This is a genomic window from Streptomyces sp. 11x1, assembly GCF_032598905.1.
Classification (GTDB): Bacteria; Actinomycetota; Actinomycetes; order Streptomycetales; family Streptomycetaceae; genus Streptomyces.
The window spans coordinates 5,540,421-5,561,480 of record NZ_CP122458.1; the positions used below are offsets into that span (position 1 = coordinate 5,540,421).

General features: G+C 69.0%; 10 protein-coding genes and 1 tRNA gene. 7 read left to right on the forward strand and 4 right to left on the reverse strand.

Annotated features, from left to right (window positions below; translation table 11 throughout):
- Positions 1-121 precede the first annotated feature (121 nt).
- The 4 genes from P8T65_RS24305 (at position 122) to P8T65_RS24320 (ending at position 5,740) form a co-directional block, all read left to right on the forward strand.
- Positions 122-679 carry a hypothetical protein gene (locus tag P8T65_RS24305; protein ID WP_316727332.1) on the forward strand — a complete coding sequence of 186 codons (558 nt, stop codon included), beginning with the start codon at positions 122-124 and terminating at the stop codon, positions 677-679.
- A 799-nt stretch (positions 680-1,478) separates the two neighbouring features.
- The gene (locus P8T65_RS24310; protein WP_316727333.1) at positions 1,479-3,704 is read left to right on the forward strand and encodes a DEAD/DEAH box helicase; all 2,226 of its coding nucleotides are present in this window, start codon (positions 1,479-1,481) and stop codon (positions 3,702-3,704) included.
- 128 nt (positions 3,705-3,832) lie between these two features.
- A complete protein-coding gene (locus tag P8T65_RS24315; protein WP_316727334.1) occupies positions 3,833-5,410 on the forward strand; it encodes an amino acid permease in 1,578 nt (525 codons plus the stop codon).
- A gap of 257 nt (positions 5,411-5,667) precedes the next feature.
- A tRNA-Lys gene (locus P8T65_RS24320) sits at positions 5,668-5,740 on the forward strand.
- A gap of 158 nt (positions 5,741-5,898) precedes the next feature.
- Here the strand turns inward: P8T65_RS24320 and P8T65_RS24325 are convergent.
- The 3 genes from P8T65_RS24325 to P8T65_RS24335 form a co-directional block, all read right to left on the reverse strand.
- Positions 5,899-6,192 carry a hypothetical protein gene (locus P8T65_RS24325; RefSeq protein WP_316727335.1) on the reverse strand — a complete coding sequence of 98 codons (294 nt, stop codon included), beginning with the start codon at positions 6,190-6,192 and terminating at the stop codon, positions 5,899-5,901.
- 355 nt (positions 6,193-6,547) lie between these two features.
- Positions 6,548-7,393, reverse strand: coding sequence for a hypothetical protein (locus tag P8T65_RS24330; RefSeq protein WP_316727336.1), 846 nt, complete (start codon positions 7,391-7,393; stop codon positions 6,548-6,550).
- A 111-nt stretch (positions 7,394-7,504) separates the two neighbouring features.
- Entirely contained in the window at positions 7,505-9,058 is a 1,554-nt protein-coding gene (locus P8T65_RS24335; RefSeq protein ID WP_316727337.1) for an FG-GAP repeat protein, read from the reverse strand.
- Between the two features lie 419 nt (positions 9,059-9,477).
- On the opposite strand from P8T65_RS24335, the gene P8T65_RS24340 reads away from it, so the two are divergent.
- The 3 genes from P8T65_RS24340 to P8T65_RS24350 all read left to right on the forward strand — a co-directional run bounded on the left by P8T65_RS24340 (position 9,478) and on the right by P8T65_RS24350 (position 20,297).
- Positions 9,478-18,777, forward strand: a complete 9,300-nt coding sequence (locus P8T65_RS24340) for a DNRLRE domain-containing protein (protein ID WP_316727338.1) — start codon at positions 9,478-9,480, stop codon at positions 18,775-18,777.
- Positions 18,778-18,786: 9 nt separating this feature from the next.
- Entirely contained in the window at positions 18,787-19,365 is a 579-nt protein-coding gene (locus P8T65_RS24345; protein WP_316727339.1) for a hypothetical protein, read from the forward strand.
- Between the two features lie 344 nt (positions 19,366-19,709).
- Positions 19,710-20,297 (forward strand): hypothetical protein, encoded by a 588-nt coding sequence (locus tag P8T65_RS24350; RefSeq protein WP_316727340.1) that lies wholly within the window; start codon positions 19,710-19,712, stop codon positions 20,295-20,297.
- A gap of 297 nt (positions 20,298-20,594) precedes the next feature.
- Here the strand turns inward: P8T65_RS24350 and P8T65_RS24355 are convergent, their stop codons facing one another.
- Complete coding sequence (locus P8T65_RS24355) at positions 20,595-21,032, reverse strand: DUF5959 family protein (protein WP_316727342.1); 438 nt, start codon at positions 21,030-21,032, stop codon at positions 20,595-20,597.
- Positions 21,033-21,060: the final 28 nt, after the last annotated feature.

Genomic DNA, 21,060 nt, shown 5'->3' on the forward strand with positions numbered 1-21,060 from the left:
GGGGGCTGGTCGCGCAGTTCCCCGCGCCCCTTCGGGGCGCTGCCGGTGTGCGCGTGTCCTCTTGTGGGCGGCGGGAGTTGGGCAGGGGACTCCTCTTTCGCCCCCCTCGGAGGTGGCCGCCGTGCGCGCCTTGAACGTATCCGTCCGTCTGGCTGCCACGGTCCTGGCCGTCGCGGCAGCCGGCGGCTGTATGAGCGTGGGGGACGACGGGCGGAAGCCCGGGCCGTCGCCGTCCGTGGGGCAACCAGGTGGGGAGAAGCCGGACGGGGGCTCCGCAGTGACGGGCGGAGGCGGCACGGGGTACCAGTCCGGGCAGGGCAAGCGCCGGGGTTCCGCCTCGCCCGAGCCCTCCGCCGCCGAGTCCGCGTCCGCCTCCGCCTCCGCGTCCGCCTCCGCGTCGGCGTCCGGGGCGGCGAAGCCGTCCGGCAAGGCGGCGCGGCCCAAGGGGGGCAAGGACAAGGGGAAGGGGGAGCGGCCGGAGAAGCCCGAGCCGACGAAGGGTGAGCCGACTCCCACGCCGACGGTGGTGCCGCCCGAGCCGGAGCCGACGAAGCCGACGAAGCCGGTGGAGCCCCCGCCGTCGCCGGAACCCTCGGCCGAGCCGTCCTCGTCCGCGCACGAGCAGGGAGCACAACTGATGGAACGCGAGCCGGCACCCCAGGCGGGCAACACGGCGTAGGCCTCCGGCGGTTGAACGGAGGGCGTGTCGTGTGTGGGCGGGGAGAGGGGAGCGCGCGGGCGGGCTCGGCCGGGCTGTCGGGGCGGGCGCGGGGCGGGGTGCGTCCGGTTGGGGGCGCGGGTGGGGGACGGTGCCGTCCGGTCGGCGGGAGTGTGGGCGGTGGTGGTCGGATGGCGCAGGTGGCGTCCGGTCGGGGCTGGGGCTGCGCCACGCCCTGGCGGGTCCTCGGTGCGGCCCGCGGCGGGAGCCCGCGCTTTGGGGCCGCCGGTTCTGCGGCGTCCCACCGGCCGCACGGTTGGTCCTGTCGCGCCCGCCGAAGGCGCCGCCTCGGGCCGCGCCGGTCTTGTCGCGTCGCCACCGTCCGGACGGGTGGTACGGGTGGGTGGTACGGGCGGTCGTGTGCCACGTCCGCCGGAGGCACAGCGCTTGAGGCCGCCGCTTCTGAGGGCCTGCCCCGCGTCCGCCGCAGACGCTGCGCTCCGGCGCCGCTGGTTCCGTGGCGTTGTTCACTGTCCACACGGGTCTCGCCGCAGCCCCGCCGGCGTCCCTCCCCCGCGCCCCGTGCCCCCGCTGATCGGTCGCACATCCCTGACCTGCGGCTATCTGCTCAGTTTGCCTTGAGGGGTGGTGGGTGCGTATGGTGGTAGATCGTTTGATCCCATTTGCCCGGCGCCACCGCAGAGCGCGCCGTGTGGCGCGTACTCTCCCTTGCCGTGGCGGACCGCATAGAGGCGGTCGTGTGCGAATCACGGAGTTGACGGGCGCGTGCCGACGAGACTCCGGAAGGTTTCGCATACGCATGTCCATTTCCAGTACTGATCACGTTGTCGTGCCCGAGAACGGCGAGAACGACTCCGTCGAGACGGCGGCCCCCGAGGTCACCTTCGCGGACCTCGGTCTCCCCGAGGGCGTCGTGCGCAAGCTCGCGCAGAACGGCGTGACCACCCCCTTCCCGATCCAGGCCGCGACCATCCCGGACGCCCTGGCCGGCAAGGACATCCTCGGCCGAGGCCGCACCGGCTCCGGCAAGACCCTCTCCTTCGGTCTGCCGACCCTGGCCACGCTGGCCGGCGGCCGCACCGAGAAGCACAAGCCGCGCGCCGTGATCCTCACCCCGACCCGTGAGCTCGCGATGCAGGTCGCGGACGCGCTCCAGCCGTACGGCGACGTCCTCGGCCTGAAGATGAAGGTCGTCTGCGGCGGTACGTCGATGGGCAACCAGATCTACGCCCTGGAGCGTGGCGTCGACGTCCTCGTCGCCACCCCCGGCCGTCTCCGCGACATCATCAACCGCGGTGCCTGCTCGCTGGAGAACGTCCAGATCGCCGTCCTCGACGAGGCCGACCAGATGTCGGACCTGGGCTTCCTGCCCGAGGTCACCGAGCTGCTCGACCAGGTCCCGGCCGGCGGCCAGCGGATGCTGTTCTCCGCGACCATGGAGAACGAGATCTCCACCCTGGTCAAGCGCTACCTGGTCAACCCGGTCTCGCACGAGGTCGACAGCGCCCAGGGCAACGTCACGACCATGTCGCACCACATCCTCATCGTGAAGCCGAAGGACAAGGCGCCGGTCACGGCCGCCATCGCCTCCCGCAAGGGCCGCACGATCATCTTCGTCCGCACCCAGCTGGGCGCCGACCGCATCGCCGAGCAGCTGCGCGACGCCGGTGTGAAGGCCGACGCGCTGCACGGCGGCATGACGCAGGGCGCGCGGACCCGCACGCTGGCCGACTTCAAGGACGGTTACGTCAACGCGCTCGTCGCGACCGACGTCGCCGCCCGAGGCATCCACGTCGACGGCATCGACCTCGTCCTCAACGTGGACCCGGCCGGCGACCACAAGGACTACCTGCACCGGGCCGGCCGCACGGCACGTGCCGGGCGTACGGGCACGGTCGTGTCCCTCTCCCTGCCGCACCAGCGCCGCCAGATCTTCCGGCTGATGGAGGACGCGGGCGTCGACGCCGGGCGTCACATCATCCAGGGCGGCACGACGTTCGACCCCGAGGTGGCCGACATCACGGGCGCCCGGTCGATGACCGAGGTCCAGGCCGAGTCCGCCGGCAACGCCGCGCAGCAGGCCGAGCGTGAAGTCGCTCACCTCACCAAGGAGTTGGAGCGGGCCACGCGCCGCGCCGGCGAACTGCGCGAGGAGGCCGACCGGCTGACCGCGCGTGCGGCCCGGGAGCGGGGCGAGGACCCGGAGGCCGCTGTCGCGGCCGCGGCCGCCGAGGCCGCGGAGACCACCGTCGCCGTCGTCGAGGCGGACGGTGCCTCGTCGGTCGAGGCCCCGGCCGCGATCGTCGAGCAGCCCGTGCACGAGCGTCCGGCGTACGAGCGTCCCTCGTACGACCAGCCGCGCCAGCGCCGCGAGGAGCGGGGCAACGGCTACGAGCGTCGTGACAACGACCGCGGCGAGCGCGGCGACCGTGGCGGGTTCCGCCGCGACGGCGAGCGCGGTGGCTTCGACCGCCGTGACGACCGTCGGGACGGCGACCGTGGCGGGCGTTCCTTCGAGCGTCGTGACAACGACCGTGGTGGCTTCCGCCGTGACAACGACCGTGGCGGCCGTTCCTTCGAGCGCCGCGACGACCGTGGCGGTTTCCGTCGGGACAACGAGCGCGGTGGGTTCGAGCGTCGTGACGGTGAGCGCGGTGGCCGTTCCTTCGACCGTGACCGCAACGACCGTGGTGGCTTCCGTCGGGACAACGAGCGCGGTGGGTTCGAGCGCCGTGACGGTGAGCGCGGTGGCCGTTCCTTCGACCGTGACCGCAACGACCGTGGTGGCTTCCGCCGGGACAACGAGCGTGGCGGCCGTTCCTTCGAGCGTCGTGACGAGCGCGGTGGGCACCGGGGCAGCGACCGTCCCTTCAACCGCGACCGCCAGGGCGACCGTCCGGGCTTCCGCTCCGGCGGCCACGAGCGCCCGTACGGCCGTCGTGACGACCACCGCGGCAGCGGCAGCGGCACCGGCTCCTCCTTCGGCCGTCGTGACGACAAGCCGCGCTGGAAGCGCAACGGCTGACGCCGACTGAAACAGAGAAGGGCCCGTACGACTTCGGTCGTACGGGCCCTTCGGTTTCCCCTCCCCCCGCCGGTTTTCGGCCACGGTGTGGCGCATGTCACGTCCCCGGCAAGGGAATTGCTGGGGGCATGACAGATGACGACATAGCCCGTGGGGCAGCCGGGGCTTCGGCTCCGGACTCTGTGTCGGTCTCGGTGTCCGACGAGGAGCGGTTGGCCCAGCTGGGCTACACGCAGGTCCTCGCCCGCCGTATGTCCGCGTTCTCCAACTACGCGGTCTCCTTCACGATCATCTCGGTCCTGTCCGGCTGTATGACCCTCTATCTCTTCGGCATGAACACCGGCGGGCCCGCGGTGATCACCTGGGGCTGGGTCGCGGTCGGTCTGATGACGCTCTTCGTGGGTCTGGCCATGGCCGAGATCTGCTCGGCCTACCCGACCTCCGCCGGCCTGTACTTCTGGGCGCACCGACTGGCGCCGAAGCGCAGCGCGGCGGCCTGGGCGTGGTTCACGGGCTGGTTCAACGTGCTCGGCCAGGTGGCCGTGACCGCCGGCATCGACTTCGGCGCGGCCTCGTTCCTGGCGGCGTACCTGAACCTGGAGTTCGGCTTCGAGGTGACCCCGGGCCGGACGATCCTCCTCTTCGCCGCGATCCTGCTGCTGCACGGCCTGCTGAACACCTTCGGCGTCCGGATCGTCGGTCTGCTGAACAGCATCAGCGTGTGGTGGCACGTGGTGGGCGTGGTCGTCATCGTCGGCGCGCTCGTCATCGTCCCGGACAGCCATCAGTCGGCGTCCTTCGTGTTCACCGAGTTCGTCAACGAGACGGGCTGGAGCAGTGGGCTGTATGTGGTGCTGCTGGGGCTGCTGATGGCGCAGTACACCTTCACCGGGTACGACGCCTCGGCCCATATGACCGAGGAGACGCACGACGCGTCGACGGCCGGACCCAAGGGCATCGTCCAGTCCATCTGGACGTCGTGGGTGGCGGGTTTCGTCCTCCTCCTCGGCTTCACGTTCGCCATCCAGTCCTACGACGGCGCGCGCGAGTCGGCGACCGGGGTGCCGCCCGCGCAGATCCTGCTGGACGCGCTCGGCGCGACCGGCGGCAAACTGCTCCTCCTCGTCGTCATCGGAGCACAGCTCTTCTGCGGCATGGCCTCCGTCACAGCCAACAGCCGCATGATCTACGCCTTCTCGCGCGACGGGGCGCTCCCGTTCTCGCACGTCTGGCACACGGTCAGCCCCCGCACGCGCACCCCCGTGGCGGCGGTCTGGCTGGCGGCGGGCGGCGCGCTGCTCCTCGGCCTCCCATATCTGATCAATGTGACGGCGTACGCCGCCGTCACCTCCATCGCGGTGATCGGCCTCTACATCGCGTACGTCATCCCGACCCTGCTGCGGCTGCGCAAGGGCGACGCGTTCGAGCGCGGGCCCTGGCACCTGGGCCGCTGGTCGCGGGTGATCGGCGTCGTCGCCGTGGTCTGGGTCCTCTTCATCACCGTCCTGTTCATGCTCCCGCAGCTCTCCCCGGTCACCTGGGAGAACTTCAACTACGCCCCCGTCGCCGTGCTCGTGGTGCTGGGCTTCGCGGCGCTGTGGTGGGCCGTCTCCGCCCGGCATTGGTTCCTCAACCCCGAGCACGAGCGGAGCGTGGCCCGTGAGGCGGCACGGAAGGCGACGCCGGAGCCGATCGTCGACCCGTGATCCATCGTGACGTCGTGAGTTCGTGACGTCGTGAGTTCGTGGCCGGGCCCGGCCCCTGCCGTTCGGTCGGTGCGGCTCGCCGCCGTTCCGTGGCGCGGGGAAGGGGCCCGGCCCGGCCAACTCGCCCGACTTCCGCCGATCTTCCGCCTGTTCTGTTCTGCGGCGGACCTTTTTACGGCCCTCCGACGCGGCCGGGTACCGATACCCGATCGGACTCCCGGCCACGTCCGGCTATGCTCGGGGAGGCAACATCGCCTGGGCCCTTAGCTCAATTGGCAGAGCAGTGGACTTTTAATCCATTGGTTGTGGGTTCGAGTCCCACAGGGCCTACCGGTGGCGGGGGAGGCAAACAGCCTCTGACCTGCTACGCAGCGCCTGAGTCGGCTTCGGTCGGGTCGGGCGCTGCCCTGTTTTCGAGCCACTGCGTGAGCGATGTGTGAGCGGATGCGCCCGTGGCCTGCGGATCGGGGGCCGCTTGGGCGGACGAATCAGCGGCTGCCGGACGCGACCGGGGGGATCAGCTTCGCTGCCTTCTCGGCGATTTCGCGGTCCAGCTCAGGGAGCAGGCTCGTGTACGTGTCCGAAGTCAGCGTGATGGTGGAGTGACGCAGGGTCTCCTTCACCGTGTGGATGTCGCCGCCGCCTCCGTGCGTGAGCGTCGCGGCGACGTGACGAAGGCCCCGCAGGGTGATGGGTGGCAGGTCGGTCGTGGCCAGGATGCGGCGGAACGCTTCCGAGACCGTCTCCGGGTGGAGCCAGGAGCCGTCCTCCTTGGTGAACACCTTGCCGGTGTTCTGCCAGGCGGTGGACCATTCGGCGCGCTCCTTCTCCTGACGGCCTTGTGGTCGCGCAGGGCGGCGATGTTCATGCTGTCGAGCGCGATCGTGTTCGCGTTGCCGTCCGTCTTCGGCTCGGACTCGTAGGGGTCCCAGCCGTCCACCACGATCTCCTCGGCGGGGGTGATGAGGCCGGCGTCGAGGTCGATCTCGTGCCAGTCCTGGCCGACCGCCTCGCCGCGCCGGAGGCCGCGCGTGCCCGATGAGGGGAGGAAGATCGCGTACAGGCGGTCGCCCTCGGCGGCGTCGAGGAAGGCGCCGAACTGCTGGGGGGTCCACACCATGACGGAGGCCGCCACAGTCAGCGCGCGGCCTCCTCGGCTGTCGGCGCCGGTGGGTCGTCGGCGGTGATGCGCGCCAGCAGTGTGCGGGCTTCCCGGACATGGGGATGGTCCGGATGCAGAAACCGCTCGCAGTCGTTCAGCGCCTCACGGACCGTCGCTTCCGCCTCGCTTCGGTGCCCCAGGCCGTGCAGGGCGACGGCCGTGGCTGTGCCCAGCCGCCCACTCTGGCCCCGATCCCAGCGTGGGGTGAACCGGTGCGCCTTGGTGAGCGCTTCGTCGTACCGCTTCTGCCCGTTCAGGCTGCGCACCAGGCCGCAGTGCAGAGCGGCGACCGCCGTCCCTTCGGCGCGGGGCAGATTCCCCCGGGCGATGGCCTCGGCCTCCTCGTAGCGGGCTTGCCCGCACAGCGCGTCGACCAGGTTGTCCAGTACGCACAGCTCGATGTGCCACACCGGTGCCAGATGCTTGAGCCGAGTCAGGTCGCGCAGTATGTCCAGTCCCTCCGCCTCCGCCTCGCTGTGGCGTCCCGCGCTGTTGAGGACCAGCATGCGGTTGCTCCGGATCATCAGCAGCAGTACCCGGCCAGGGCCGGCCATCTCACTCAACTCCGCTGTGAGAGATTCCAGCTCGTCCAACACCTGCGCCCCGCGCCCGTGGGCACAGGCCGCCGCCGTGGCCAGAGCCTTGGCGTGCCACCCCACCGCGAGGCCCCGACTTTGCCTGCGCCGACGCCTCGATTTCTCCTCCAGCGCTCTGGCTCCGGCCTCGGCCTCCTCGTACTTGCCTTCCTGGTACAGCTGGTGGAGGCCCTCCAAGGTGGCCGCTTCCCGTACGCGGCTCCGTATCACCCGTGCGATCTTCACGGGCCGTGAGGCTACGTGAAGTCGCCTGGCAAGGACAGATCCGGCCAACATCTCATGCAGGAGCCGAGGCCCGCCGCCCGAACCGAACGGCGAGCTCCGAAGTGAACTGCGTCAGCGCGGCAGCGCGATGCCGAACGCGTCGCCGTCGCTGCCGGCGGACCAGCCCAAATCGGCCTCGGCGAGGGCCGTCGCGGACTCCAGGGTGCTCGGCTTCACCTTGAGGACAGTCACCGTGCCGGCCGCGTTGCCTGGTGCTCCGACCAGGGGTTCGACACGGCCGTTGCCGTCGGTGTCCAGTGCGCCGACGGTCCAGCCGAAGTGGTCGTCGGTAGCCACGGTGCCCGGCACTCCCTCGGTGTCCTGGTCCACCCAGAGCGCACCCTTGGTGGTGATACCGCCGGTGGTGTTGCCGAAGAGGATCATGGAGGCGCCCGAGCCGGTGGCCGAACCGATTGCCTCGCTGCGCATGCCGACGACCAGGTCGTCCACTCCGTCGCCGTTGAAGTCGCCCGCAGCGAGGGCGGAGGCGAAGTAGTCCTCGGATTCGGGCGCACCGGAGATACCGGGACTGTCCTGGTCGAAGAGCTTCACACGGCCGGTGGACAGGCCGTTGGCATTGCCGTAGAGGACCGCGAGCCGACCGGCGGCTCCTTCGTCGCCGACCTCCTCGTCGGAGACTCCGACGGCGACGTCCGTGTAGTCGTCGTCGTTGAAGTGGCCGAGGGCAAGGGCACTGCCGGCGAACTCGCCGATGCCGGTGATGCTTCCGGAGTCGATGTAGCCGCCTGCGGCGGGTGCGTCGTCGATGGGCCCGTACAGGACGTGGATCGAGCCGCGGTCGGAGGAGCTGGAGATCTGTTCGCCGAGTGTGGCCACGACCAGGTCTGCGGTGTCGTCACCGTTGATGTCCCCGATGGCCAACTGCTCGCCGAAGCGGTCCTGGGCTTCCGGGACGCCGGGAACGTTGGTGGTGGACTGGTCGATCTGGATGGTGCTGGCCGCCGTGAGGCCGCTGGACGATCCGGGCATCAGCTTGATGGTGCCGGCGTTGGGCTTGCCGTCGGCGTTGTCGAGGGGCTGGCCGATGGCGAGGTCGCAGTAGCCGTCGCCGGTGACATCGCCGGCGGCCAGGGAGTAGGCGAAGATCTCGTCCTTGCCCACGGCCCCCGGGTAGCCGGTGGTGTCCTCCTCGAACACGTCGGTGCGGGAGTCGTAGATGCCGCCGGAACTGCCGTAGTGCACCGTCAGCATGCCGGCGCCCTCGGTGGTGCCGATGGCCTCCAGCGGTGAGGAGACGGCGAGGTCGGCGTATCCGTCCTTGTCGAAGTCGCAGCTGGCGAAGGTCTGTCCGAAGCTGTCGTCGGCCTCCGCCTCACCAGGTACGCCGGGGGATTCCTGGTCGATGCGCACGGAGGTGGCAGCGGGGCCGGTCGAGGTGCCGTTGGCGATGATGACGGACCCGGCGCGCGCGTGTCCCGCCACGCTGTTGCCGGGCAGGCCGAGGGCCAGGTCGGGTTTGCCGTCTCCGTTGAAGTCATAGGGCGCGGCTGCCCCGCCGGATCCGGCGACGAGGACGGCGGCGGTCACGGCGCCTGTGGAGACGAGCAGGCCGACGAGTACGTGCCACGCCTTGGGCCGACGTCTACGTGCCTTGATTTCGGCCATGACTGCCCTTCATTTGGCCTTCACCGCTGCGGATGTCGGGATGCCGGAGGGGGCGCTCCACCGCTTGGTGTTCGTGGTGCGCACGATCGACGCCGCAGGTTATCCCTGTGCTGGTCTCGACTTGATCACGGCCGGGAGCGGGGAATCGGCCCCGAGGGCGGGGTGGCTGAAATCGTTTGCCCCTGGTCAGTGGGGGTAGTGCCTCACCTGGAGGCCCTGTGACCGCCTTGTGGGGGATGGGCGTATCGACTGATCTCGTTATAAATCTGTTGTTATGAGCATGACTTGGGGCGGTTCTGATGATCTAACGTGTACGCCGCTCGGGTGTGTCCTGCTTCGCTGCGGCTCACCCGTCATTCCTGCTTATGGCCGATCGCCCCCGCGTGGGTGCGATCGGCCTTGTGGTTTGGAGGAGTTGCGTGTCCAGCCGCTCACGCCACCGCTCTCTCGCGGGCCTGGGGCGCCGTCGTCCCGGTCGTTCCGCGCGTGCCGTCGCCCTGACGTCCGGCAGTGTGCTGCTGGCCCTGTGCGCAACTCTGCTGCCACCGCCGGCCCTCACCTCCGTAGCTCGGGCGGCCTCCGCGCCCTGGGCGGACACCGAGGCGCCGGAACAACGCTCCGGCACCGCGGCGGGCAGGGACCACGAGGTGAGCGCGGCGCGGACCGATGCCACCGGCCGCAACAGCGCCGATCCCGAGGAGCTGAAGGCCGCCAAGGGCGCGCTGCCCCTGCAGGAGTCAGCGCCCGGGTTCACGCCCGTCGAGCCGGAGGTCGAGCCGCAGGCCCTCGCTCCGGCCACCACGGAGGGCGACGGCAGCGGGCTGACCGGTTTCGACGCCGAGCGCAGCGTGGAGCTGCCCGGTGAACGGACCTCCACCACCGCGGAGTTCCGCAACCCCGACGGAACACAGACCACCCGCGTCTACACCGAGCCCGTCCATTACCAGGACTCCTCCGGTGTCTGGCAGGACATCGACACTTCCCTTGTCCCGGCCGACCGGGCCGAGGACACCTCGGAGGCAAGCGACGGTGACCGCCTTGCCGCCGCCTCCGACGACACCGGCCTCACCCTGGCCTCGCGCGGTGATGATCCGGCCCTGGCCACACTGGAGATCGACGAGGGCCGCCACGAGGTCAGCTTCGGACTGGAAGGAGCCTCGGGCAGCGTCGCCGAAGTCCGTGACGACGCCGCTCACTACGAGGACGTCCGCCGCGACTCCGACGTCGTGCTCCAGGCCGAGCACGGCGCGGTCAAGGAGACCATCGTCCTCAACTCGCCCGACGCACCCCGGGAGTGGACGTTCCCTCTGGCCCTCAACGGCCTCACGCCCGAACTCGACGCGCACGGTGCCGTGTTGCTGCGCGATGCCGAGGACAAGATCCAGGCGGTCATCCCCAGGGGTTGGATGGAGGACTCCTCCCACGACCCGGACACCGGCGGTCCCGCCCTGTCCGGCGGCGTCATCTACCGTCTCGGGCACGAGAGCGACCGGTGGAGCCTGAAGGTCGAACTCGACGACGCGTGGCTGGACGCACCGCAGCGCGTGTACCCGGTACGGGTCGACCCCAGCGTCGAAGACATCGACACCAACGGCGACTCCTTCGTCCAGGACACCTGGCCGGACAGCAACTTCGCCGGTGACGACGAGCTGAAGATCGGCAGCTACGACGGCGGCACGAACCGCGCCATCAGCTACATGCGCTTCAGTAACGTCACCAGCCAGCTGAAGAATCGTTACATCCTCAATGCCGACCTCGGCCTGTTCAACGTCTGGTCCTCCAGCTGCACGGCTCAGAAGATGACCGTCAACCAGGTCACCGGCTCGTGGAGCTCCACCACGGTCACGTGGAACAACCGTCCGCCCAGTGCCGGCGACGTGATCGCCTCCGACTCCTTCTCCTATGGCGAGAACTGCAGCGGCTCCAAGTGGCGGGTCATCGACCTGGGCAGCAAGGGTGTGAACCTCGTCCAGGGCTGGGTCGACGGCTCGATCACGAACCACGGTCTCGCGCTGTGGGCGGACTTCGACACCAGCGGGCCCTGGAAGCGTTTCGGCAGTGCCAACTCCGCCAACAAGCCCCACATGGCGATCACCCACAGCGCGTGGGGCGCCAAGTACACGGTCGGCTCGCAGACCGCGCCGCTGACCGGTGGCCAGGGCGGTGAGGTGACGGTCAACGTCAAGAACCTGGGCGACTTCACCTGGGAGCCGCTCGGCTGGAACGAGGTCCGCCTCGGGGCCCGTGTGCGGAACTACGACACCGGCGCGCTGATGAGCCCGGTCGCCTTCACCCGCCTCAACGAGCGCCTCACGCCGGGAGACGACGCCGACTTCAGTGCGCGCATACCTCCGTTGCCCCCGGGCAAATACAAGATCAATTTTGATATGCAGCGGCTGCGGGACCAGCACTGGTTCTCCAGCGAGGATGTCCCCGTCGCCACGGTGACCGTCACCTCACAGGACGTCGGGCCGCGCATCGCCGACATCTACCCGCGCCCGGGCGGTCAGGTAGGCAGCCTGACCCCGGCCCTGTTCGCGGACGGCGAGAGCATCGACAACTATCCCGCGAACGCCGCCCTGAACTACTGGTTCGAGGTGTGCGAGGGCACCACCGAGGCGCCGACAGGCTGCGTGAACTCCGGCTGGGTGACCCGCCGGACGTGGAACGTGCCCGCCGGCAAGCTGACGTGGGGCAAGCAGTACGTCTGGCGGGTGAAGTCCCGCGAGTCCGGTGTCGAAGGACCGCTGAGCCCGTACTACACCTTCACCACGGCGGTGGAGCAGCCCGCGATCACCTCGCACCTCGGCGGCCAGGGCCTGGGCGGCGCCGGGCGTGAGGTCGACCCCGGCATCGGCAACTACACCACCACGGACACCGACGCCCAAGTGGCCACGGTCGGCCCCGGCCTGACCGTGACCCGCACCTACAACAGCCGCGACCCCCGCTCCGACAACGCCTTCGGCGCCGGCTGGAGCACCCGCTACGACATGCGGATCCAGCCGGACAGCGACGGCACCGGCAATGTCGTGGTCACCCACCCCGACGGCCGCCAGGTCCGCTTCGGCAAGAACCCCGACGGCAGTTACGCACCCCCGTACGGCAGCTTCGCCACCCTCATCTCAATCACCGGCGGTGGCTGGAAGCTGACCGACAAGGACCAGACGAGCTACGTCTTCGACGACGGTGGCCGGCTCACCGAGGTCACCGACTACCGGGGCCGCGAGCAGTCCCTCGCGTACAACACGGCCGGTGAGCTCACCACGGTCACCGCGACCGGCGGGCGCGCCCTGCATCTGACCTGGTCGGGCGGCCATGTCGCCACGGTCACCACGGACGTCCCCTCCAGCGGGGCCGAGCCGCTGACGTGGGACTACACGTACGTCGACGACAAGCTCATGCAGGTCTGCGGTCCCGAGGACGCTGCCGGCGCCTGCACCGTCTACACCTACGGCAGCGGCTCCCACCACCGCACCGTCGTCCAGGACTCAGGACCGTTCTCGTACTGGCGTCTGAACGAGCAGGCGGACGCCACCAGCGCGGCCAGCGACCTGCTCCTGGACCGTTCCGAGCACGAGGGCACCTACCAGGACGTCCAGCTCGGCACCGCCGGCGCCCTGGCGGGCAGCCCCGACACAGCGGCGACCTTCAACGGCACCACGTCCTACGTGCAGCTGCCGGACCAACTGGTCAGCGACACCCCGTACCTGACCGCCGAACTGTGGTTCCGCACCACCGGCAGTGGTGTGCTCTTCAGCTACCAGGACCACACCCTGGAGGAGGCCACCACCGGCAAGAACACCCCGGCCCTGTACGTCGGCACGGACGGCAAACTGCGCGGCGAGTTCTGGAACGGCACAGCCGCACCCATCACCTCCTCTCAGACGGTCAACGACGGCACCTGGCACCACGCGGCACTCACCGCCGCGGGCAACACCCAGAGCCTCTACCTCGACGGCACCAAGGTCGGCACTCTCAGCGGCGACATCACCCAGGACGACCAGCGCTTCGTCTACCTCGGCGCCGGCTACTGGAACAACTGGCCGGCGACGACCGGCACCATCGGCCGCTTCGCCGGTGACATCGACGAGGCCGCGGTCTACACCCGCCCGCTGGGCTCGCGCACCGTCGCCGAGCACCACGCGTCGGCGACGGTCGCCCAGCAGCTCACGAAGGTGACGCTGCCCAGCGGCCGCGTCCACGCGGAGGTCGTCTACGACGCCGCCCACGACCGTGTGTCCTCCTACACCGACGCCAACGGCGGCACCTACCAGCTGTCCAACCTGCAACTCACCGGTACCGAGGACAAGCCAGCCACCGACGATCAGTCGGCCACGGTCGGCCGGACGACCGCCACCGTGACGGTCACCGACCCCGACGACCGCACGTCCAGCTACACCTACGACCCGCTCCAGGGATATCGGCTCATCGCCCAGACCGACACCTCCGGCAACACCGCGAGCTACGAGTACGACACCGGCGGCTTCCTGGCGGCCACCACCGGCCCCGACGGCACCGTCACCCGTCTCGGCCACGACGAGCGTGGCAACAAGATCTCGCAGACCACCTGCCGGGACACCGACGACGAAGCCACCTGCCACACCTCCTATTACGACTACCACCTCAACGCGGACGACCCGCTCGACCCGCGCAACGACCAACTGACCGCCGTACGCGACGCCCGCTCCTCGGGCGCGACGGACGACACGTACCGCACGAGCTACGGCTACAACTCCCACGGCGACCGGGTCTCCACCACCACCCCGGCCACCGCGGACTTCCCACAGGGCCGTACCGAGAGCCACACCTACACCGACGGCACCGAGACCGCGGTCGGCGGCGGCACGGTCCCGGCCGGTCTGCCGCTGGCCTCCACCGACACCCGCGACCGCGTGACCCGACGCTCCTACACCGCGGCCGGCGACCTCGCCGAGGTCACCGACCCGGCCGGAGTCGTCACCGAGTACACCTACGACGCTCTCGGACGCGAGACCAGCAACACGACCGTCTCCGACGCGCACCCGGACGGTGTCACCACGACCACGGCGTACGACGGCGAGTCCCGCACGACCACTGTTACCGGACCGGTCACCAACAACAAGGTCACGGGCGAGGAGCACCAGGCCAGGACCAGCTACACCTACGACCCGGACGGCCACCCGCTCAAGGAGTCCGTGGCGGACATCGCAGGCGACGACACCACGCGTACCACCGAGCGGACCTACGACGCCCACGGCCGCGTCGCCACCCTCACCGACGCCGAAGGAGCCGTGGAGAACTACTCCTACGACGCCTACGGCCACCAGACCAGCCGCACCATGCCCGGCCCGCGCACCTTCCGCTACGCCTACACAGCCCGCGGAGACCTCGCTGAGGTCACCCTCGCGGATTTCACTGGTGACCCCAACAGCCCGTCCGCCGCCAAGGACGTGGTGCTGGACTCCTACGCGTACGACCCGGCCGGTCGCCTCGCCGAACACACCGACGCGATGGGCCGCACCATCCGCCACACGTACTACGACGACGGCCTGCCCGCCCAGCAGATCCTCTCCGGCTTCCACGACCCGGACGACAGCACCCGCGACCTCGTACTGAGCGACAAGCGGTACGACGCCGCCGGCAACCTCATCCGTGAGACCACCGGCAACGGCAAGGTCACCACCACCTACTCCGTGGACGCCGCGGGACGCACCACCGCCCAGGTCCTTGACCCGGACGGGCTGGCCCGCAGCACCGCGTACACGTACGACGCCGCGGGCGCGGTGCTCTCCGAGACGTACACCGGCGCGGGCGGCACCCGCACCGAGAAGGTCTCCTACGAGCGAGACCTCACCGGGGCGGTCACCCGCCAGACGGTGGAGAATGGCGCCGAGGACCTCGTCACCACCCGCGACATCGACGACCGCGGCCTGGTGCTGTCCGAGACATCGCCGCGCGGCAACGCCTCCGGCGCCGACCCGGCCGCCCACACCACCGACTACTCCTACGACGCGCTCGGTCGGCTGGTCGAGACGCGTTCGGCACCGGTCACGGTGGAGACGAAGGAGGAAGGCGCGGTCACCGCCCGCTCGGCCACGGCCATCGGCTACAACACCTTCGGCGACCTGGTCGACGCCCGCGACCCCAACGGCAACGTCACGCACACCGCCTACGACCGCCTGGGCCGCGAGACCAGCACCAGGCTGCCGGACTACACCCCGCCGGGCGCCACCTCACCGTTGACCGCCACAGTCACCCGCACCTACGACAACGCGGGCAACCTCGGCAGCGAGACCGACGCGCTGGGCAGGACCACCACCTACTCCTACGATCAGCTCGGCAACCTCGCCAAGGTCACGCAGCCGGCCCCCGAGGACGGCGCCTCCGCCCCCGTCTCCACCTTCACCCACGACCTGCTGGGCGAACAGCTGTCGGCCACAGACCCGACCGGTGCCCGTACCGAGGCCACCTACGACGACCTCGGCCGGCAGATCACCGCGACCCGGATCGAACGCCACCCGGCGCAGGGAGCGTTCACCACGGCACTGGCCTACGACGACAGCGGCAACCTGCTGTCGACCACGAGCCCTACTGGTATCACCACAGCCAGCACCTACAACCCGGCGGGCCAGCCCAAGACGGTCACCGACACGGCGGGCAAGCAGACCGTCTACAGTTACGGGCCCACGGGCCTGACGGCATCCGTCACCACACCGCAGGGCCGCACCACCCGCACCGTCCACGACCTGGCAGGCCGCCCTATATCGGTCATGGACGAGGACAGCACGGGCACGGTGGTGCGCACCCGCGGCTCCACGTACGACGAAGACGGCAACCTCGTCGAGATCACCGACGAACTCGACCACACCGTCAAGCAGACGTTCGACGCACTCGGGCAGCTGACCAAGCTGGTCGAACCGGTCGACGCCGACACCTCGATCACCACCACCTTCGGCTACGACGCCGCCGGGCAGCGCACCCGCCTGACGGACGGTCGGGAGAACACCACCTGGTCCACCTTCACCAGCCACGGCCTGGTCGAGTCGATCGTCGAGCCGTCCACCACGACCGATCCGGATCCGGCGGACCGCACCTGGACCACGGTCTACGACAAGGCCGGCCGACCGGTGACCGAGCTCCAGCCCGGCGGCGTGACCCAGCAGCGCACCTTCGACGCCCTGGGCCGGATCACCAAGACCACCGGCTCCGGCGCCGAGGCCACCACGACCCCCGACACCTACGACTACGACGCTGCCGGCCGCCTCACCTCGATGAGCGCCCCCGGCGGCACTGAGTCCTACACCTACGACGACCGCGGCAACCTGCTCTCCTCGGGCGGCCCGTCGGGCACAGCGGCCTTCACCTATGACGAGGAGGGACGCCTGACCGGCCGCACGGACGCGGCAGGTCGAACGACCTTCAGCTACGACATGGCTGGTCGTCTGAAGACAGCGGCGGACCCGCTGACGAACGCGACACAGACGTACGGCTACGACGACGCCTCCCGTCCGACGTCGATCGCGTACGGCGGCACGGGCGCCACCCGCTCCCTCGCCTACGACGTCCTGGACCGCCCGACCACCGACACTCTCAAGGCACCAGGCGGCACTACGACGGCCTCGGTCGGCTACGGCTACGACGACGCCTCCCGCCTCACCGCCAGGACCACCACGGGTACGGCGAACCCGGGCACCCAGTCCTACGACTACGACTGGGCGGGTCGCCTGACCAGCTGGACGGCCACTGACGACACGGTCACCGAGTACACCTGGGACGAAGCGGGCAATCGAACGGGCGCCGGTGGCGTGACGGCGACCTACGACGAGCGCAACCGGCTGACCAGTGCGGGGGACGTGACCTACACCTACTCGGCGCGCGGTACCCGCACCGGCAGCAGTGGCCCAGCGGGCACCCATACGGCGGAGTTCGACGCGCTGGGCCGCATGGTCGGCGCCGATGGCACGGTGTACGCGTACGACGCGCTGGGCCGCCTGGTGACGCAGGGAGGCGACAGTCTCACCTACGCGGACCAGTCGAACGACCTCGTGGCTGGCGGCGGTCGGCTGGTGGCCCGCGGCCTGTCCGGCGAGGCCCTGGCCTCGGCGAACACGGACGGCACAGGCGCCGCCGCGGTGCTGTCGGACCTGCACGGCGACGTGACCGGCACCTTCGACCCGGCCACGGGCACTCTCGACGGCTCCACCAGCTACTCCCCGTTCGGCGAGGTCACAGCACAGACAGGCGCCCAGGGCACCCTGGGTTACCAGGGCGAGTACACCGACCCGGACACAGGCCAGGTCAACATGCACTCCCGCTGGTACGACCCGGCCACCGGCGGCTTCTCCTCCCGAGACTCCTGGACGCTGAACCCGGTACCGTCGATCGCCGCCAACCGGTACACCTACGGCAACGGCGACCCGTTGACGAACACCGACCCGACCGGGCACTGCCCGTGGTGTCTGGTGGCCGTCGGTGGCGCCATTCTGTACGCGGGCGTTGCCACCAGCGCGGGGACCGGAGCGAGCCAGTCGTATGGCGCGAGCTGGACCAAGGCGTCCAACTGGAAGAGCACCTGGAACGACACCAAGCGCGGCGCCGGCCGGATCTGGAACGGCATCCGCGACCTGTTCGGCAGCAACGAGTCACGCCGCGACCGGCGCAGCACCGGCGGTCACCTTTCCCTGCTGCCGTCGACCTCCGGCCTCGTCTCCGCACTGCGGGCCCAGGCGGCAGCCCAGGCCCGCGCAGCCGCCGCCGCGCGGCGGAACCCGGGCAACCCTGGAGGGGGGCCGGGCGGAGGCTACGGCGGTGGCGGAGGATACGGCGGCGGAGGCGGCGGCACAGGGACCGGAACCGGCGCCTGCACCTGGAACTGCGTCCCGCCCGGCCCTCCGCCGCCCCCGCCCCCGCCCCCGTGGGCGGACATGATCAGAGACGCGCTGTCCACCAAGACTGCACGGCCCACCACCAAGGCCAAGACGGACGCCGGACACGAAGAGTTCGTGGACGACTCGCTGACCAAGTCGGTCAAGGAGCTGGAGTTCTCAGCTGGGGACGTGGCGGAGTACTTCAAGTACTTTCCTGACGGCACCGGCGCCTGCACCGGGGGTCTCCTTGGTATGCAGTGCACGGGCAACGGCAACCTCCTCGACCCTGGCACTGGCGTCGCCTACTGCAATCCGGCAGCGGGCTGGACACCGGGCAACACCTGTGTGCCACTGCCCACCATTGGCAGTCCCGCAGGCCAGCAGGGCGCCGCAGGCGTCACTGGCGATCGGGGGGCCATTGCCGCGGAGCTCAAGGCACGAGTTGATGCGCTGCATGGTCTGCTCCCCAAGTCCGCTCAAGGGCGGCGGTCCACCGCCATTATTCGCGCGATGGACGCGGAAGGCAGGGTCCGTGACATTGTGGGGTGGAGTGGCGACCAGAAGCGTGGCCTGGACCGTCTGATCAGAGAGGGGATCCAGGATGGCGAAGAGATGGCCGACAGGGTCGCAGGCGATGCGGAAACCAGCGCGCTGAACCACATACGAGACAAGGGGTGGACACCTGTGGCAGGCGCGGCGAACAGACCCGTATGCCCCTGGTGCCAGAACACGTTGTTCGATCCGTTCAATGCTTCTGTCGGACCTGCACAACTGGTCGGCCCGAGTGATCCTACTGCTATTCTGAGGCGAATTAGATCCGCCCCTGACGGCAGTAGGCTGACAGGGCAGAGTCAATTCATCTGGGATCAATGAGGGGTTGCATTGTTTGATCGCGATCGGGCTGCCGCCGCAGTCGAAAGCCTCACTCCTCTTGGTCGTGGCCAGTTGGCAGCACTCTGCCTAAATCGGATTTCAGGGCTACTGGATGACGTCAGGATCTCCGGCGAATTCTCCAGCATCGCTGAACTGGTGTATCAGATTCAGGAATACGCAGTTAGCTGTGCGCGGCAGCTTCCATCAGACTTCGACCTGGTGGGCATGAATCGACGTCTGCGCGATTTCCTCGGCCCGGACGATGAACCACATGAAGAGCTTCCAGGCTGGGGAGCCTGGGTCATGGATATCGCTTCCGTCGCAGACTATGTGCTGCGCACATGGAGCACCCCTGACGAAAGCGCCGAGAACTGCTTCGAAGTGCTACTGAGCACCTACTCTATCGCGGGGTACTTGGAAGACGATTCCAGTAGTCCGAATGTTCCCGCCTTGGGTGAGATGGAGTTCCGTCACCAGATGGATGAGGCTGGTGCAATTGCCGATGGCGGCGAATGGGGAAATCTCGCCCAAGGCTCAGCGGATCTCGCTCAGTCGTACCAGAGATGGGTTGAATATGTGACAGCGTGAAAGTGTATTGTGCTCCTTTGAGGGAGGGCCGAGATGACATCACGGGCCTGGCGCTGGCCGACGGAAGTCACGTCCAGTTCATGAACGTCGTTCCGGTCTTCGAGTCGGAGCTTGGGCTCAGGGAAGGCCGCTCCGCTGAGTGGCTCATGGGTGACGGCCTGAGCGCGCCTCGTGCACGTCGGACCGCGACGACGTTGCCTGATCCGCTCCCGACGGGCCCCAGGCGGCAGTAGTCCGGGACGTTTCAGTCGCCCTGCGCACTGCGGGAAGCGGCGGCTCACTCTCACACTGGACGGTGTACGACACACCGGACGGGCTGCCGCCGAAGTAACGGAGCAACACCTTTGAGCATCGAGGAGCTGGCCCGCGACGCGGGGCTGAGCGCCCCGCGCCGCTATCAGGTCGACTGGGATCGAGTGGAAGCGTCCGTCGGCACTCGGCTGCCGGCGGACTACAAGGAGTACGTCTACTGGTTCGGCCCCGGCAGTTTCGACGACTACCTGATCGTCTGCGTGCCTGGGGTCGAGAACGGCTACACGGAGCTGGCCGCCTGCCTGGCGAAGGAACAGGCGGATGCGCGTCTGCGTGCGCAACTTGCGCCGTCGTCAACTCGGTTCGAGTTGTTCCCCGAGCTCGGCGGGTGGCTGCCGTGGGGGTTCACCACCGGTGGGGACGGGCTGTACTGGGTGACCTCCTCGGACGACTCCGACCGCTGGACCATCGCTGGTCGACCGAGCCGCGGCTCCGACTATTCACTCTTTGACGGCAGCTTCAGCGCTTTCCTGCACACATTCATTTGGGACACCGTGGAGATGCACTTCATCCCCGAAGCCGAGGGCGACGTACCCATCGCGTTCGAATCCGAAAGTGGTGAATGGCTGGGTGGCGCAGGTGTGCGCTTGGAAGCTTACGGACGTTTCGAGGCGGCCTGATCGCAGAACTATGTGGATCTCCTCTGGTTCACGTCTTGCTGAGCCAGGGGAGAGACGATGCCGCAAGGGCAAGTCCGGCCCTGGGGTTGCAGGGGTGACGTTCGGCGGCGGCCAGATCAGACGAGGCAGGCAATCCTGCCAGTGCCGGAGACATGACTGGACATGCGATGACGGACCTGAAACAGCGTGCCGTCCACCAAGGCCAAAACGGGCGCCAGACACGAAAAGTTCGTGGACGGCACGTCGGCTGGGAGGTGAAGGAGACGCTCTCTGCAACCAGTGAGAGCGATGCCCGTTTCATGCGGTAAGCGGGAAGTGCCCCCTGATGCTCTCGAGCATGGAGCGATGGGTTTCGATCCAGCCGGTCGGGGCCGCGATGGGTACAGTGACGATGATTTGTGAACCGGCTACATCAAAAACGCTCACTTCCGTGCACTCGCTTTCACTTATCTCTGGCGGTGTGATAATAATGCGCGGAGATCGGCCACTCTCGAGCCAGGTTGCCTTTCGTCCGGATTCAATGGAATCCAGTGCGCGAGACCAATTTTCCAGGTCGTAGGAATTCAAGTAGAGGTCGATATGGCCGTTGATGAATTCGCTCGAGATGACGATCTCGGCATGGAGGGCGTCGTGCAGATCAGTGCTGGAAAACCGCACACCTTGGAGAACTCGCAGTACGACGCTTTGCTCGTCGTCCGCCAGGGCAACCAGCTCGGCCGTTTGAGACTCAGGCATGTGCAGCGTTCCTCGCTCTGTCTGTGGC

Excerpts from the sequence above, each read along its gene's own strand:
- P8T65_RS24310 (WP_316727333.1), top strand. The coding sequence starts at position 1,479 with ATGTCCATTTCCAGTACTGATCACGTTGTCGTGCCCGAGAACGGCGAG.
- P8T65_RS24335 (WP_316727337.1), bottom strand. The coding sequence starts at position 9,058 with ATGGCCGAAATCAAGGCACGTAGACGTCGGCCCAAGGCGTGGCACGTA.
- P8T65_RS24355 (WP_316727342.1), bottom strand. The coding sequence starts at position 21,032 with ATGCCTGAGTCTCAAACGGCCGAGCTGGTTGCCCTGGCGGACGACGAG.
- P8T65_RS24315 (WP_316727334.1), top strand. The coding sequence starts at position 3,833 with ATGACAGATGACGACATAGCCCGTGGGGCAGCCGGGGCTTCGGCTCCG.